This is a genomic window from Streptomyces sp. NBC_01317 (assembly GCF_035961655.1).
Taxonomy (GTDB): domain Bacteria; phylum Actinomycetota; class Actinomycetes; order Streptomycetales; family Streptomycetaceae; genus Streptomyces.
Genome location: NZ_CP108393.1, coordinates 3968305 through 3984152, shown reverse-complemented (window position 1 = coordinate 3984152; position 15848 = coordinate 3968305). Strand labels below are relative to the sequence as shown.

Here is a 15848-nt window from a genome sequence, read left to right as displayed (position 1 = left end):
AGAGACAACGCACGTGAATGGCGGAGCCGCAGTTGGGCGGTCCACAGCCCTCTGTCCCAGCAGACCCTCCGCCGCCTGAGCGGTGGAGCCCCAGGAACACATACCCCATGGTTGTCGTGGTCGGCCTGGTGCTTACCTGGCAGGGGATTTTCAGCATTGTCTTCTGTTGTCCGGGCAGGGCGGATCTTCTTCGAGGTTCGGGGGGACTCAGAAGTTCTGGCTGACGACCAGGCCCTCGCGCTTGCTCGCCCGGACGTACCACATCACCAGGCAAGCGGTAGCAGCCACGCCGCCACTCCAATCATGGGACTGTTGGGAGCACTGTCTTGCCGTCCGGCAGCAGTACGCCTGCGTTGTCGACCAGTACGTCGCTACTGCACAGGAGTTGTCAGCCGCACATCGTCTCGCGGAGCGCTCCCGGCGGCCTTCCGGTTCGGCGCCTCGGCCGTCGGGCGAGGGGCGTACCAATATGTGCTCGTCCTAGGGTCCCAGCGAGGCCGTTTATTGTGAGAGGCATGCCAGCAGGGAGCGCTTGCGGGGACTTGGTCTGGCAAATAGTTGGCGACAGCGCGGTCAGTGTTCAGGGCTGAATCCATGCTGATCTACTGGCGCGCAGGCCGTGGAGGCGCCACGACATGATCTGACAAGACCTACTGAACCTACTGAAGCTCCGTCTTCTTCCACGGTCTGACGCCGAGCTTGCCGGTGGTTCCGAGGTCGAGGCCCGGGGTCACCATCACCGGGGCGGCGCCGGTCTTCGCGCGGATTCGTACGTACGGGACGTTCACGGGTGTGCCGGACTGGGTGGTGTTGCGCCAGACCAGGCCCGCGGTCGCCGACTCGCCGGGCTTGAGGGTGACGGGGCGGGGCTGCTCGTCGGGGCCGGCGCCGGTGGTGATCTCGCCGCTGCCGTCGAGGATCTTGATGCCGGTGACGGGCTCGCGGTTGTCGTCCAGGAGTTCCAGCAGGGGGTAGCCCTCGACGGTGTAGGTGCCGGTACCGCAGTTGTCCAGGTGCAGGCCCACGACGCGCAGTCCCATGGCCGCGTCGCCCTGGTCGGTGCTGACCCGGATCCCGGAGGGGGGACAGGTGCCGGGCTCGGCCGGTGCCTCGTCGGCGGGGACCTTGAGCACCTGGAACACCTTGGCTCCGGTCACCAGCGGTGCGGAGGACGGCAGTTGATCGGCCCGGACCGTGCCCCGCACGGTCTTCCCCGGGGCGACGTCCCGTACGGTCACGGTCTCGTTGCCCATGGACCCGCCGTCACCGCTCATGAAGGTGAAGATGACCGAGTAGGTCAGGGTCTCGGTGCCGTCGTTGGTGACCTCGTAGGCGGCGGAGATCCCCGCGTCCCCGGGGAGCCTGTCGGCGGAGACGGAGTAGTCGTCCGTGGGCGAGGGGGAAGGCGTCGGGAGGGTCAACGAGGTGATCCGTACCCCGTCCATGCCCGGATCGGCGATCTGCGTACGGGTCGACGATCCGGCCGCGCCCGCACCCGTGTTCCCGGCGCCCGCGCTCTCCGACCCGCAGGCCGCGAGCAGCGGGGCGATCGCGGCGAGGGCCACCAGGAGGGGCGCGGTCGCGGCGAGGCGCGGGCGGAGAGGGGCGGGTCGTCGGCTCATCCGGTCATCTTCATCGGGGAGTTGGCCCCACGCGCGTGGTAGAGGTCACACTCCGGGTCACAGGGGTGTCACAAGTGGGGGCGGGACCTGCCCTCTGGCCCCCGCCTGGCCCCGCCCGGCCCCGCCGACCTCGTTCAGGAGGTACGGAGGTAGTCCGCCAGCTTGCCCAGGAGGCGGGCGGCGCTGTTCAAGTCCTGGGCCGTGTCCGTCAGGTCGGCGGCGAGCAGCCTTTCGCGCGGGCCTTCTTCCTGCTCGCCCGTGGCGCCGGACTCCGGTCCGGGGACGGTCGTACCCCGGTATCCGGTGGGGGGCTCTCCGGCCGCCCCGTAGTAGCCGATGAAGTCGGAGGCGGTGGCCGAGGGGGCCTTGCCGGCGCCCGCGAGGAGTTGGACCTGGCTGAGCTGGATCTCGTCGCCGCCCGCGTTGCCGGTGATGCGGAGCCGGTAGCGGCGGTACGACGTGGTGTTGGCGAAGACGAAGTCCCTCGTCTCGAAGCGGTGGGTGAAGCCTTCGCGGGTACGGGTGTCGAGCGTCGTCCACGTACCGCCGTCGTGCGAGCCCTGGAGGTGCCAGTCCCGGGGATCGCGGTCCGGGGAGTCGTTGGCGGTGGTCAGGCGGTACGACGCTACGGCGGCGGGGCGCCGGAGGGTGAAGTCCAGTTCGGCCGTGTTGTCGTGCACCAGCCACTTGCTCCGGGACGTGCGGAGGAGGTTCCGCGCGATCTCCCCGCCGGCCTCGAACTCGTCGCTCGCCTCGACACTGGTCACCGTGTCGGTGATGTCGCGCAGTTCGCCGGGCGTGGCAGGGCCGTCCGCCTTCGGGACGGCGGCGGCCAGGGTGACCGACGCCGCGTTCCCGCGCCGGTCGGTCCAGGTCACCCGCTCCACGGGCGCCCCCCGGCCGTCGTCGAGCAGGATGCGCAGCTCACCGGAGGGACGCCAGTCGCCGTCCCGGCCCTCCTCGGTGGAGAACCGGTGCAGCGGCCCGTCCGTGGTGCCCTCGGGGTAGGCCCAGCGGTCGGTGAGTACGCCCCGGAACTCACCGAGCGCGCCGTCGGCGGCCCGGTGGTGTCCGTGGAAGCCGGACATGTCGGCCCGTAGCGCTATCGCCGTTTCCGCGCCGTCCGTCCCGCGCCAGGAAAGCTGCGCGGGAACCGCGCGGTCGCCCCGGTCGAGGTGGAAGAGCAGGCGCGAGGGGGGCTGCCACACCGTGGAGTCGACCGGGCGCTGCTCGGTGTCGAACGCGAAGACCGACCGCGTGCTCGCCCTGGCCGCCAGGGCGCGCCGGGCCCTGCCGCTGTCCTCGGCGGGGTCCAGGGTGATGGCGGCCACCCGGAGCAGGCCCTCCTCGCCGGCGGGGCTCCGTATCTCCAGGAGGTTGTCGCCGGGCGTCAGCAGTTCGCCCGGGAGGGACAGGATCCTGTCGACGGACAGGTCCGTGCCCAGGGGAGCGTCGTGTCCGTCGGCCTCGGCGAACGTGACTCCCTCCGCCACCGTCTTGCCGTTGAGCAGGACGTCCATGGGAACGCTCGCGCCGAGGGTCGTCACAGTGAGGACCGCCCCGGCGGCTTCCTCGCGTCCCTCCGTCGTGAAGTTGAAGTCCAGCTTGATGTATCCGTCGGAGCCCACCGCGAGGTGCGAGGGCGCGACTCCGCACCGGTGGTACCCCACGACGGCGTTCGACAACTGCGCCGGAGTGGTGGAGAAATCCGCGAAGACCGGTTCCATGAGCGTCCCTCAGTAAGCGAGCAGGCGTCCTGTGCTGACGATCCGTGGACCACTTCCGTCCCCGGATACCCAAAAGCTACCGGCACCCACTGACAACGCCCCGGCGCCGCCCGGGCCCGGAGCGCCAGGACGGCCCTCAGCGCCAGGACGGCCCCCTGTCTGTCGCGGGGTTCCTCCGTTTGTCGCCGGGCCTCTGCGGGTTCGTCTGTGATCGGTAACACAGGGAGCCTGCCGGGGCGTTCGTATGTCCTCATGGGTGCACGGCAGGGGTGCACGGCAGGGGTGCATGGCAGGAGTGCACCGCATCGGCGGAGTCAGCGGGCGGACACAGCAAAGGGCGGGCGGACATGGCGCGGCACAAGCGAATGGGATGGCACAGCCGGGTTCTCGCGGCGGCGCTCGGGGTGACGGCGGCGGCCGTCGCCACCTCGATGTGGACCGTGCAGGCCGCCCCCGCCGGCGCGTCGAAGCCGCAGGCACGTGTCTCGGCGCCGGACGCCGGGGCCGAGGGCCGGACGGTGACCAAGGTGGCGGCGGAGATCGCGCACGCCTCGGACCGCGGCCCCCAGGGCGTCAACATCACCATCGACGACGGACCGGACCCGGCCTGGACGCCCCAGGTGCTGCGACTGCTCAAGGACAACCATGTGAAGGCCACCTTCTGCATGGTGGGCACGCAGGCCAAGGCGTACCCGGACCTGGTCAAGGACGTCGTGGCGGCCGGGCACCGGCTGTGCAACCACACCGTCTCGCACGACACCACCATGGACACCAAGTCCGAGGCGTACCAGTCCCAGCAGATCCTGGACGCCGAGCGCATGATCACCGAGGCGTCCGGAGGCGTCCGGCCGCAGTACTACCGGGCTCCGGGCGGCGCCTTCACCCCGTACAGCCGGCAGCTCGCCGCGTCCCGGGGGATGCGGCCGCTGGGCTGGAACGTCGACTCCAAGGACTTCGAACGCCCCGGCGTGGACACGATGGTCGCGACCGTCCAGAGGGAGATCACCGAAGGTCCGACCGTCCTCTTCCACGACGCGGGCGGCGACCGCTCCCAGACCGTGGCGGCCCTGCGCGAGGTGCTGCCCTGGCTGCGGGAGCAGGGGTACTCCTTCGGTTTCCCCGTACGGTGAACGCGGCTCGCGCGGAGTGGCGTTCTCGCCGTCCCTAACGGATGAGTGAGCGGACCGTGGGCGCCAGCCGCAGGAGTTCGGGGGCGGCGGTCCGCGCTCGCTCGATGTCCGGAAGAATCTCGTTCCGTACGAGGGCATGGGCCGCCGTGTCCGCGAGGTGGCGGCGGTGGGCGTTCTCGTCCGGGTACGAGGTGAGGACCGCGACGACGTTCTCCCCGGTACGGACCGGAAGCCGGGGGAACGTGTTGGTGGCCGGCTCCGTGGTGAGGACCGCGAAGGGAGCGGGCCCTGTCTGCCCCAGGAGGGGGACGAGGCGGTCCTGGATCAGTGCGCTGCCGTCGTGGGTGCCCGGGGGGAAGTACCACAGCGCGGCGGCCACGAACCGGTCCGGTGCCTCGGCGCCCGGCTGCCGCCGCTGGGACGGGACCCTCATGACGCCGCGCCCGGCCGGCGCGGGCCGCAGCAGCAGGACATGGTCGGAATCGACCATGGTGGCGTTGGCCCGGGGACCGTACGCGGCCCAGACCGGCCCGCCGTAGAAGGCTGACAGCGCCTCCCGCCGGGCCTCCATGTCCGTGAAACCGCGCAGCCAGACAAAACGGTCCGGGTTGTCGAGGTCGCGGAACTGGCCGAGGACGATCATCCCGGTCTCTTCCTGCGTTTCGACGAACTCCCGCTCGAACAGCTCGATCAGCTCGTCCCGTCGGCCGGGGCGCAGGGTGTACTGGCGCAGCTCGATCACGGTGGGGTGGCGGACGGGCTCGGTTCTGGACACAGCGGAATCCGTTCTTTGATGTACGGGCGGCCGGTCGGACCGGCCCCTGCCACGACGGTAGGACCCAGGTGCGCCAGGGCATGTCAGTGTTCCGGGGCAGAATCGTCGTATGCCCGCCGACCGGTTGCTGCTGACGCTGCTCCTGCTCCAGACCCGTGGCCGCATGTCGGCCCGGCGGCTGGCCGCCGAGTTGGGGGTGTCCGTACGTACGGCCTACCGCGACCTGGACCGCCTGCGGGCCACCGGGGTCCCGGTCTACGCCGAGCAGGGCCGTACCGGCGGCTACCAACTGCTCGACGGTTACCGCACCCGTCTCACCGGGTTGAGCGAAGGCGAGGCCAGGGTGCTGTTCCTCGCCGGACTCCCGGCCCCCGCCGCCGATCTCGGGCTCGCCGGGGAAGTGGCCGCGACGCGGCTGAAGTTGCTGGCCGCGCTGCCCGCCGCCCTGCGCGACGAGGCGACGCGGGCGGACGCGGTGTTCCACCTGGACGCCCCGGGCTGGTACCGGGAGGCCGAGGAGACCCCGTACCTGCCCCTGCTGATGGACGCGGTGTTCGGCCGGCGGGCGGTGGACGTGCGGTACCGCCGCTGGCGCGAACCGCAGGAGGTGGAGCGCCGGTTGTGCCCCTACGGTCTGGTGCTCAAGTCCGGCACTTGGTACGTGGTGGCAGCGGCGGGGCGCCGTACCGCCACGTACCGGATCAGCCAGGTCCTCGACGCGGCGTTGAGCGACGAGCGCTTCGAACGGCCGGAGGACTTCGTCCTCGGTGACTACTGGGCGTCCTACCTGGACGACTTCGCGTCGCGTCGCTACACGGGCACCGCGACCATCCGGCTGTCGCCGAGGGGCCGCGAGCGGCTGGCCGCCAACGTCTCTCCTGAGGTGGTACGGGCCTTCGCCGCCACCGCGACGCCGGTCGGCGGTGACGGCTGGACCGAGGCGGTCATTCCGACGGAGAGCACCGAGCACGCGCGCGGCGAGCTGCTACGACTCGGCGTCGACGTCGAGGTTGTCGCACCGGAAGACCTGCGCCGGGCCATGGCCGACGCGGTGCGGGCACTCGCGCGGACCTATGGAGACGCGGGCGATATGGTGCGACCGAGATCGAGCCTCGAACGCGACAGCCTGTAGTTCAGGCAACTGCCCCGCCCGGACCATCCGGACCATCCGGACCATCCGGACCATCCGGCTCGGCGGGATCGTCGGCGAACGTCGGCGTCAGCGCCTCCCGCAGCCGGGTTGTGAATTCCCCCTCCCGTCCCGCGAATTGCGGGTACTCGTCGGCGAAGTGGTCCCATTCCACGGAGCGCAGCGCCTCGGCCACGTCCTCACCCAGTACCCGCTCCCGCCCGTACGCCGGCCACTCCCCGCCCAGCCGGAACACTTCCTGGAGGAGTGTGTTCGGCAGTGTGTGCCGTTCGGCCAGCAGGGCCGCGTCGTAGAGGTCCTTGCCCTGCGCGTGCACGTCGTTGACCAGCCACATCACCTTCCAGGCGAGGGACAGGGCGGGAGAGGCGCCGTACAGGAGCCCGCCGGACGGCAGCTGGATCGGCTCCGGCGGTTCCGGCAGTGACTCGCCGAAGACGAAGTCCAGTTGTATCCACCCGCCCGGGGTGTCCGGTGCGTGCCAGGGGAGCATCATGCGGCGCCCCGGCACCCGTTCGTACGTCCAGATGTCCTCGCACACGGCGCCGGAGGCGTCGATCCGGACGCCGTCCGCGCGCCGCGCGGCCTCCGCCCCGGCTGCCGCCGCGACACCGGCCAGCAGCTCCGAGGTGCGCTCCTCGTCCATTCCCCACGACGCGGGGACGACCACGAAGTCCAGATCACCGGGCTCCCGGGCCTGTTCGCCGAACCACAGGGCCATCAACACGCTGCCGCGCAGCACCAGCGACCGTCCCCAGGGCGAGGCGGCCACCCCGTCCCGTACGGAGGAGAGCACCCCTGACCGGGCGGTCTGCCACGCCCGCGTCGCGTCGGGGGAGGAGAAGAGCGGGTCCGACGCCCGGAAGGCGTTCGGGAACTGCTTGAGGGCCGGATCGAACACCGCCTTCTGCACCGCCTTGGCGTCCCTCACCCGCAGCAGTGTCCTGGGCACCTCCGACGCGGAGCGCCCCCAGGGCGTAGCCGCCAAGGACGCCTGCGCGTCCCGCCACCGGGCGGCGCTCTCCTCGCTGTCGTGTTCCGCGCTCATGCCGACTCCAACCACCCCTCGTCCAGGCCCGGACCGCTGTCCAGCAGTACGTACTCACGCTCCACGTCCACCACTTCGTACACCCGCAGCTCCAAGAGCAGTGTTTCCAGGACCCGTCGCGCATGCTCGGCGCCCGTCCCGTGGCACCGCTGGGTGACGAAGCGCTCCTCCCGGCCGTCCTTCCGCCGCCTCCGCGCGTTCCGCGAGACGTGGGCTCCGTGCCGTACGGCGAGAGCGGCCAGGGCTTCCCGGTCGTACGCCGGATCGAGCAGCAACTTCACATGGTGCTCGAAGTGCCGCCCGCCGTGTCCGTCGTGCCCGCCGACCGTGGTCGGCATTCCGGCAGCCGCCCGTACGTCGGCGTCGTCCTGCGGCACCTCCGCCGCCCACGGCACGCACTCGACCTTCACCCGCGCCACCGCGAATCCGTCCCCGGCCAGCAGCTCCGCGAGGTTCCGTACGGCCGTCAACTCGGCGTCGTACGAAGGCCGCGTCCCGCGCAGCGTCAGCATCGGCTGCGAGGTGGTCCGCCCCCGCGCCAACTCGATGTGGGTGAATTTCACACCCCTGCGGTGCGCGGCCCACCGCTCCAGCCTGCCCAGCTCGTCCCCGTCGCACAGCACGGTCACATGGCTCTCGTACACCGGGACAGGATGCCCCACCCCGGCCCGGACCCGCATTCGGATATGCCTGGCATGAGACGGGCGTCAGGCCTGGTCGGCCCTGTCTGCCAGGTGGTCCACGGTGTCGATGACCTGGGCCGCCAGGGACTCGGTGTCCCCGATGGTCAGGTACGTGACGTCGGCGACGGTGTGGAGGCCTCGTACCAGGAAGGCGTAGTCCTGGCCCTCTTCGAGCAGCAGGACGATCGGCTTGCCGAGGGCGGAGGCCCAGCCGATCTCGATGTGGGTGCCGGGTGAGGCGGGGCTGCCGGGGAACGCGACGAAGACCGTACTGGCCGCGATCTCGTCGTAGTCCAGGCGTGTGCACTCGTCGGGTGTGAGGAACTTCGCGCCCCAGGACTCCCGGCGGTGGGCGTTGTGGACCTGGTAACCCTCCTTCTCCAGGCGGTCGATGACGGCTTCGATACGGGCCCGCGCCTCGGTGTCCATGGTGCCGTCGGCGTCGACCAGGGCCTTGAAGGGGCCGCCCAGGAAGACGCTGCGGGTCCTGCGCGAGGCTGTGGTGGTGGCGCCTGTGGTTGTGGTGGTCATTGTTTTGCTCCTGTGACGATGAGGAAAGGGGGCTGAGTCGCTTCCGCCGGGGTGTCGCCGGCCGGGGTGGGCAGCCGGGACGGATCGGCGAGTACGGGCTCCTCGACGCGCAGGTCCGTGAAGCCGGCCTCCCCGAGGACGTCGAGATAGGTCTCGCGCGGCCAGTGGTGGTCGACCAGTTCCAGCGGCGGGGCTCCGCCCGGCTGGTCCAGCAGGACCTGCCGGCGTTCGCCCGCGCGGTAGGTACGGCCCGGCTCCCCGCTGCGGAAGGTGGAGAAGCGGACGCCCGTGGTGGCGGGGTTGGTGTCGAGGACCGCGTAACGGGCACCGGGCCGCAGGACGCGGTGGATCTCGGTGGCGATCTCGCGCAGGACGGCGAGTTCGCCGACGTTGATGAAGACATAGCACGACAGGGCCGCGTCCACGGAGTGGTCGGCGAGCGACAACAGCTTGCCGCTGTCGATCTGTTGGTAGTTGACGCGCGGGTGCGCACGCCGGGAGCGCGCGATGTCCAGCATGCGCGGGGCGATGTCCGCCGCCACGACGCGGACGGCCTCGGACGCCGCGACGATGCGCGCGGCGACCTTCCCCGGCCCGCAGCCGTAGTCGAGGACGGTGCGCACCCCGGGCGAGCCGATGCCCACCGCGCCGAAGACGGCGGGGTAGCCGATCAGGCGCTCGGGGAGGTCGTCGTACGCGTCGAAACCGTCGGCGATGCCGGCTGTCTCCTTCCATTGGGTGCTGGTGCTGGTGCTGGTGCTGGTGCTGGTGCCGGTGCCGGTGCCGGTGCCGGTGCCGGTGCTGGGATTCATCCGAGGGGGCCTTTCGGGCTTTCAGACGGCGGCGGGAGTGGAGGCGGAAACCGCTGCGGGCCAACGCTGTTCGACCAGGCGCCGGTACATCGGGGACAGCCGGCTCAACTGCTCCTCACCGACCCGTTCCTTGCCGCGGATCCGCCGGTGGATCTCGAACAGGTCGACCACCTGCGTCCAGTACGGCGGCAGCCCGAGCGCGTCCACGCCCGTACCGTCGTCGGCGAACGTGTGGCGGCCGAGGCGCAACTGCTCCTCCACGACGAGGACTTCACGTACCCAGGGCCAGTTGTCGCCCGTCGGCATGGCGGGGAACTCCCACGGCGGTGCCTCGCCGGAGGCCGGGTCGGCCAGCACCTCCACGGCGCGGTCGTGATCCGGGTCGTACAGGTGGAGGGAGCCCACCTGGTGGACGTACGAGCCGACAGGGACGCCGAGTTCCCTCGCGAGCATCTCCTGGAGGAGGGTGAAGGAGAAGACGTCACTGGTCATGCCCCGGTAGACGTCGTTGGCCCGCATGAAGCCGACCGCGTGCAGCGCGCCGTCGCGCAGGAGGAACTGGAGGCCGAGGGTGCAGGAGACGTCCGGGTTGGCGAGTACGGCCAGTTCCTCGCCGCGGAAGATCTGGATGACGGCCCGCTTGGAGTCGGGGTCCTCGCGGAGGGTCTCCACGACGAGCGGCCACTGGTCGGGGCGGCCCTCGGCGGCGCCGAAGAGGGCGCGGCCGTAGGCGGTTCCGGTCAGGCGGCGCCCGTCGGCGGAGTACTGGCCGATGCTGGGGGCGTAGTACGCGATGAAGTCGAGGTCGTCCCGGCCGGCCAAGTACCAAAGGGACTCGGCGAAGTTGAAGACGATGTTGACGCGCCGGGCGGGCACGAACGGCACCCGCTGGTCGGCGCGCGCGAGCCGGAAGCGTACGCCGAGCTGTTCACGACTCGCGTGGCCCCGGGGCGCGTTGCGGTACGCGGGCTCGTTGATCAGCCACCGCAGCAGGTGCGGGTACGCCTGATGGAAGGTTTCAAAGTCCACGGATCCGCTCCGTTTTCTGGTGCCGGTGATCCTTTTCTCTGGAACGTACTGTCCGGCGGGGGGTCCGCTGTGGGGTCCGTTCGGCGCCCGGTTTGCCGGGGATTGGTGGCCGGATCGACAGAGATGCTGGTCAGGGTGGTACGGAGGGCCGGTGAGGGCGGGCGCACGGGCCTGGGGAGTCGAGGTGTACGGGAGGTTGCCGCCCGTCCTTCGGGTGAATCCGAACGGGTGCGGCGGGAGGAACGTGCAGGTCAGAGCCGGAAGAAACGTCAATGCGCCGCCGCGTGGGCCGCGAAGGAGGTGCGGCCGTGTGACGATCCGGCCCGGGGCCGGTCCGGTTGTTCCGGCTTCCGGCGGGCAGCCTTGGGAGGCGGCGTTCATGACCGGTGATGTGATGCGAGTGGCCGTGCTGCGCGCCCTGGGCGGGCCGCTGGAGATCGAGACCAGGCCGCGCCCGGTTCCCGGGCCGGGGCAGGTACTGATCCGCGTACGGGCGGCCGGTCTGTGTCACACGGACCTGCACCTCGCCGACGGTTCGGCCGTCACCCCGCCGCTGCCTCTCGTCCTCGGCCACGAGATCGCCGGGGAGGTCGTGACGGTCGGCGAGGGCCCGGACCCGGGTACGGACTCGCGTACGGAGCCCGGCGACCGCGTCCTGGCCTACTACTACGAGGGCTGCCGCGCCTGCGCCTGGTGCGCGGAGGGTTCCGAGAACCTCTGCCCGCGTCCGGCGGCGAAGGTCGGCTTCGACACCGACGGCGGCCTCGCGGAGTACTACCTGGCCGGTGCCCGCAGCCTGGTGCCGATCGCCGATTCCGTCCCTTTCGCGGAAGCCGCCGTCCTCGGCTGTTCCGGCACCACCGCGGTACGGGTCGTACGGTCGGTCGCCCGCGTCGCCCCGGACGAGACCGTCGTGGTCGTCGGGGCCGGCGGCGTCGGCCTCTCCGTGATCCAGGTCGCGGTCGCCGACGGGGCCCGGGTCCTCGCGATCGATCCCCACGGACCGAGCCGGAAGCAGGCCCTGGCCTTCGGCGCCGCCGACGCTCTCGACCCGCTGGCCGGCGATCCGGTCGCGCGGGTGCTCGCGGCGACCGGGGGCGAGGGCTGCCACGCCGTGATCGACACGGTCGGCGACGAGCACACGCCGGGGCGGTCCGTCCGCATGGCGCGGACGCGCGGCCGGGTGGTCCTGGTCGGCTACACGGGCAGGCCGGCCACCCTGGACGTGCTCGACGTCGTCGTCCGCGAGACCGAGATCCGGGGCTCCGTCGGCGCCACCCTCGCCGACGCCCGTACCGTCATGGCGATGGCCGCCGAGGGCCTGATCCACGGCCGCGTCGACGCGGAGTACCCCCTCGGCGAGGTCAACACCGCGCTGGCCCGCCTCGCCGCCGGCGACGTCACCGGACGCCTGGTCATCACGCCCTGACCGGACGCTGTTTGGCGGGATTTTGGTGAGGTTCTGGAGGGCTCCCCGAAGGTGAACGAGTACGTCCGATCCGCCACTCCAGGAGGTAACCCATGAAGAAGATCCAGATCCGCAAGGCCGGTCCCGTCCGTCTGACGACCGCGGGCTGCTCCGTCTACCCGAGCGCCTGATCCAGGCTTAGGGCGGAAACGCCCTAGGGCGCACCGCCGTCCCGCAGACCATCGCGGGGCGGCGGCACCCGCCCCCTGGGGCGGACACGCCCCAGGGCGCGCGGCGGCACAGGGCGACCGTGGGCGGTCACGGAGAAGCGAGGGTGAGCGGTGCCGGAACAGACCACCAGCCAGGGCACGGGAAAGCCGGTCCTCTTCCACCCGCTGGTCTATCTCGAAGACGGCGACGACGTGACGATCGGCCGCGCGGACATCGACTCGTACGCGGTCTTCCCGCCGGACGGCGCCCAACTCGTCCGCTGGCTCGAAGCCGGCGCGACCGCCGAAGAGGCCGCAGACCGCTACCGCCGCGCCTACGGTGAGAGCGCGGACGTCGAGGACGTCCTGGCGGCGCTGGAGGAGCTGGGCTTCACCAGGACCGCCGACGAGGCCCCCGTCGAGACCGCTCCGCTGCGGTGGGTACGCCTGAGCCGCGCGGTGTTCTCGCCGTACGCCTGGTTCTGCTACGCGGCGCTGGTGCTGGCGGCCGTGGTGATGATGGTGCGTTCGCCGAGCCTCGTGCCGACGTCGTACGACCTGGTCTTCAGCTCCTACTACTCCGTGGTCAATCTGACCCTGCTGGTCGCGGTCACCCCGCTGATCGCCCTGCACGAGATCTTCCACGCGCTGGCCGGACGCCGGCTGGGCATCCGCTCGCGCGTCTCGATGTCGTACCGCTTCTACTTCCTGGTGGTCGAGACCGCCCTCGACGGGCTGGTGGCGGTGCCCCGGCGCAAGCGCTACCTGCCGATCCTCGCGGGCATGCTCGCCGACGTCCTGGTGCTGAGCGCGCTGGTGGTCCTCGCCGGTGTCCTCGGCGGGGCGGGCGGCGACCCGTCCCTGGCCGGCCGGATCTGCCTGAGCGTCGCCTTCGCCACCTTCACCCGTCTGCTGTGGCAGTTCTTCTTCTATCTGCGGACCGACATCTACGTGCTGATCACCACCGTGCTCGGCAACGTCGACCTGCACACCGTCGCGCTGAAGACGTTGCGCAACCGCTTCTTCCGCCTCGTCGGCCGGCGCGACCGGGTCACGGACCTCAGCACGGCGTATCCCGTGGACCTCAAGGCGGCCCGCTGGTACGCGTGGCTGGTGCTGGTCGGCTACACGATCAGCCTCAGCACCACGCTGTTCGCCCTGCTGCCGGTCTTCGTCCACATGTTCCTGGGCTCGGTGGAGCGCTTCGGCTCCGGGGAGTCGAGCGGTCTGCGCCTGCTCGACGCGGTGGGTTTCCTTGTCCTGCTGCTCGCGCAGATCCTGCTCCCGGTGTGGATCGCGTTCAGGGACCGCCGCGCGCGCCGCCGCTCGTCGTCCACCCACCTCACCGCCTGACGGCCCCGCTCTCCGTCCACCCACCCCACCGCCTGACGGCCCCGCTCGTCGTCCACAGACCATTCCGCCGCTCGAAAGGCAGGCTCATGAGCAGCCACTACTGGATACAGGCGCCGCTGCGGGCCGACCGTGACCGGCTGATCGCCGGTCTCGTGCTGCCGCCCGTCCTCGCGACGGTCAGCGCACACCGTCACCTGCGCGGGCCGTACACGGCGGTCGGTACGCTCCTGCGGCGGATCGCTCCGGAGACGCTGCGGCGCGACCCCGCCCTCGCGCAGCGCCACCGCATCGAACTCCAGGAGACGACACCCGAGTTGGCGGGCCTGGTGCCGGCGATCCTCCGTCCCCTGGAGGCGAACGCCAAGGGGCCCGTCGCGCTCAGCCGGTATCCCGCGCGCCTGCACTCGCTGCGCGTGTGCCACGGTCTGGTCGACTTCATCGAGAGCCACCTCGGCGGGGCGGGGGGACAGGGTCCGGGGGACACCCCGTACACCCTGGTCGTGACCGACGTCGAACACGCCGACCCCACCGACCAGGAGTTCCTGGCCGTGCTGCTGCGGCGGATTCCCGCGCGGCTGCTGACCGTGGTGGTCGCCACCGGACTCGACACACCGCCCGAGCAGCCGGGACCGGTCTCGGAGTCCCTGCCGCAGGCGCTGCTCGCTCACACCGAGCGGATCGTGTCGTCCGACGCGGGGTCGGCGTCCGACAGCGACGGGACCGCCGCCCCGGACGACCTCGCCCAGGCCTTCGTCGAGTCCGACGGCGTTTCCGACGATACGGCGGTGCTCGCCGCGTACGAGGCGCTGGACCCGGCCCGGCGTACCGCGCTGCACGACGCGCGCGCCGCCGTACTGGCCGCCGCCGCCGAGGCGGAACCGTCGCTGCGGCTGGGCTCCCTCCCGTACCACCTGGAACGCGGCAGCGCCCGCGCCACCGACGGCGTCAAGGCGCTGCGCTGGGCGCAGACCCGCTGCAAGTACCTCGGTCTGTACGCGACCTCCGTCGAGTACGGCAGGCGCGGGCTGCTCCTGGTCGACGCGGAGCAACAGCCGGACTACTGGTGGGAGTTCACGCGCGACACCGCGGTGTCGCTCGCCGCGGCCGGCCGCGCGGACGAGTCCGCGGCGCTCCAGGACGAGGCCCGGCAGATCACCATCGACCCGTCCGTCCACATGAAACTCGCGTACGAGACCGGCATGCTCTACGCCCGCCACTTCGGCCCGGAGAAGCGGGATCCGGCCGTGGCCCGGGCCTGGATCAACCAGGCGATCGCCATCGCGTCGGTCCTGGAGGACCCGCAGGAGCGTACGTTCTTCTCCGTTTTCAACCGCAACGGGCTCGCCCTCGTCGCCACCCGCACCGGGGGCATCGACGAGGCGCTGCGGCTGCTCGACCAGGGGATCGAGCGGCTGGACAAGGAACTCGGCCTCGGCGAGCGCAGCTGGCACCGGGTGGGCCTGCGGTACAACCGTGCCCAGGCCAACGCGATGAGCGGCCGGCTGGAGGACGCGCTGGCGGACTACGCGGTGGTCATGAAGTTCGACGACTCGTTCTCCGACCACTACTTCAACCGCGGCAACATCCTGCGCCGCCTGGGCCGTACCGAAGAGGCGCTGGCCGACTACGAGCACGCGCTGACCCTGGAACCGCCCTTCCCCGAGGGCCACTACAACTGCGGGGACGCCCGGTTGGAGCTGGGCGACATCACCGGCGCGCTCGCCGAGTTCGACCGTACGCTGGTCCTCGACCCGCGCAACACGGACGCGTTGCTGAACCGGGCGGGGGTGCACGCCGAACTGGGCGACGAGGAGTCCGCACTGCGCGACGTGGCGACGGGCCTCGAACTGGACCCCGGCAACGCCCAGTTGCTCTCCCTCAAGGGCCGTCTGCTGGCCGAGCGGGGCGAGGCGGAATCCGCGCTCGACGCGCTCGCCGCGGCCCTGGAGAGCGACCCGGATCTGTCGGAGGCGTGGGCGGTCAAGGCGGAGATCGCCTTCGGAGCGGGCGACCTGGACACGGCCGCGGCCGACTTCGACCGGGCCATCGGGCTCGGCGGCGGGATCGAGATCCGCTACAACCGGGGTCTGGTGTACGAGGCGGCGGGCCGCTTCGCCGAGGCCGCGAGCGACTTCGAGGCGGTGCTGGCGGAGACCGACGACGAGGACGCCCGCGCCCACCGCGCCTCGTGCCTCCGGGGCGAGCGGGCCGGAGTGTAGCACGCTCCGGGACATGCTCCGGGACACACTTCGCGAGACGCTCCAGGACACGCTCCAGGACACGCTCCAGGACACGCTTCAGGACATGCCGCCGGACGGACGCGGCGCGATCGGGGCCCGGACCCAGCCCGATCGCGCCGCGTCCGTCCGGCTCT

Annotated in this window: 13 protein-coding genes; 5 read left to right on the top strand and 8 right to left on the bottom strand. The window is 71.4% G+C overall.

The genetic code is table 11. From position 1 onward, the window contains the following. Positions 1–659: 659 nt before the first annotated feature. Both OG349_RS16975 and OG349_RS16970 read right to left on the bottom strand, forming a co-directional pair. Entirely contained in the window at positions 660–1622 is a 963-nt protein-coding gene (locus tag OG349_RS16975) for a DUF4232 domain-containing protein (RefSeq protein ID WP_327235408.1), read from the bottom strand. Between the two features lie 134 nt (positions 1623–1756). Continuing rightward, on the bottom strand, positions 1757–3349 hold the full coding sequence (locus OG349_RS16970; RefSeq protein ID WP_327235407.1) for an alpha-1,2-mannosidase: 1593 nt from the start codon (positions 3347–3349) through the stop codon (positions 1757–1759). 347 nt (positions 3350–3696) lie between these two features. Between OG349_RS16970 and OG349_RS16965 the strand changes: the two genes are divergently transcribed. Then, positions 3697–4479 carry a polysaccharide deacetylase family protein gene (locus OG349_RS16965; protein ID WP_327235406.1) on the top strand — a complete coding sequence of 261 codons (783 nt, stop codon included), beginning with the start codon at positions 3697–3699 and terminating at the stop codon, positions 4477–4479. Between the two features lie 34 nt (positions 4480–4513). Here OG349_RS16965 and OG349_RS16960 read toward each other — a convergent pair whose 3' ends face one another. Continuing rightward, entirely contained in the window at positions 4514–5254 is a 741-nt protein-coding gene (locus OG349_RS16960; RefSeq protein ID WP_327235405.1) for an NIPSNAP family protein, read from the bottom strand. Positions 5255–5363: 109 nt separating this feature from the next. Between OG349_RS16960 and OG349_RS16955 the strand changes: the two genes are divergently transcribed. Continuing rightward, positions 5364–6386 (top strand): helix-turn-helix transcriptional regulator, encoded by a 1023-nt coding sequence (locus tag OG349_RS16955; RefSeq protein ID WP_327235404.1) that lies wholly within the window; start codon positions 5364–5366, stop codon positions 6384–6386. Between the two features lies 1 nt (position 6387). Here the strand turns inward: OG349_RS16955 and OG349_RS16950 are convergent, their stop codons facing one another. The 5 genes from OG349_RS16950 to OG349_RS16930 all read right to left on the bottom strand — a co-directional run bounded on the left by OG349_RS16950 (position 6388) and on the right by OG349_RS16930 (position 10504). Continuing rightward, entirely contained in the window at positions 6388–7449 is a 1062-nt protein-coding gene (locus OG349_RS16950; RefSeq protein WP_327235403.1) for a nucleotidyl transferase AbiEii/AbiGii toxin family protein, read from the bottom strand. Beyond that, positions 7446–8093, bottom strand: coding sequence for a hypothetical protein (locus tag OG349_RS16945; RefSeq protein ID WP_327235402.1), 648 nt, complete (start codon positions 8091–8093; stop codon positions 7446–7448). The genes OG349_RS16950 and OG349_RS16945 overlap by 4 nt, the downstream gene beginning before the upstream one ends. Before the next feature lie 63 nt (positions 8094–8156). Continuing rightward, positions 8157–8663, bottom strand: coding sequence for a nucleoside 2-deoxyribosyltransferase (locus OG349_RS16940; protein ID WP_327235401.1), 507 nt, complete (start codon positions 8661–8663; stop codon positions 8157–8159). Further along, entirely contained in the window at positions 8660–9475 is an 816-nt protein-coding gene (locus OG349_RS16935) for a class I SAM-dependent methyltransferase (protein ID WP_327235400.1), read from the bottom strand. The genes OG349_RS16940 and OG349_RS16935 overlap by 4 nt, the downstream gene beginning before the upstream one ends. A gap of 21 nt (positions 9476–9496) precedes the next feature. After that, positions 9497–10504, bottom strand: coding sequence for a thymidylate synthase (locus OG349_RS16930; protein WP_327235399.1), 1008 nt, complete (start codon positions 10502–10504; stop codon positions 9497–9499). 379 nt (positions 10505–10883) lie between these two features. On the opposite strand from OG349_RS16930, the gene OG349_RS16925 reads away from it, so the two are divergent. The 3 genes from OG349_RS16925 to OG349_RS16915 all read left to right on the top strand — a co-directional run bounded on the left by OG349_RS16925 (position 10884) and on the right by OG349_RS16915 (position 15693). Further along, positions 10884–11933 carry an alcohol dehydrogenase catalytic domain-containing protein gene (locus OG349_RS16925; RefSeq protein ID WP_327235398.1) on the top strand — a complete coding sequence of 350 codons (1050 nt, stop codon included), beginning with the start codon at positions 10884–10886 and terminating at the stop codon, positions 11931–11933. 320 nt (positions 11934–12253) lie between these two features. After that, complete coding sequence (locus tag OG349_RS16920) at positions 12254–13474, top strand: hypothetical protein (protein ID WP_327235397.1); 1221 nt, start codon at positions 12254–12256, stop codon at positions 13472–13474. A gap of 86 nt (positions 13475–13560) precedes the next feature. Beyond that, complete coding sequence (locus OG349_RS16915; protein ID WP_327235396.1) at positions 13561–15693, top strand: tetratricopeptide repeat protein; 2133 nt, start codon at positions 13561–13563, stop codon at positions 15691–15693. The last annotated feature ends 155 nt before the right edge of the window (positions 15694–15848 follow it).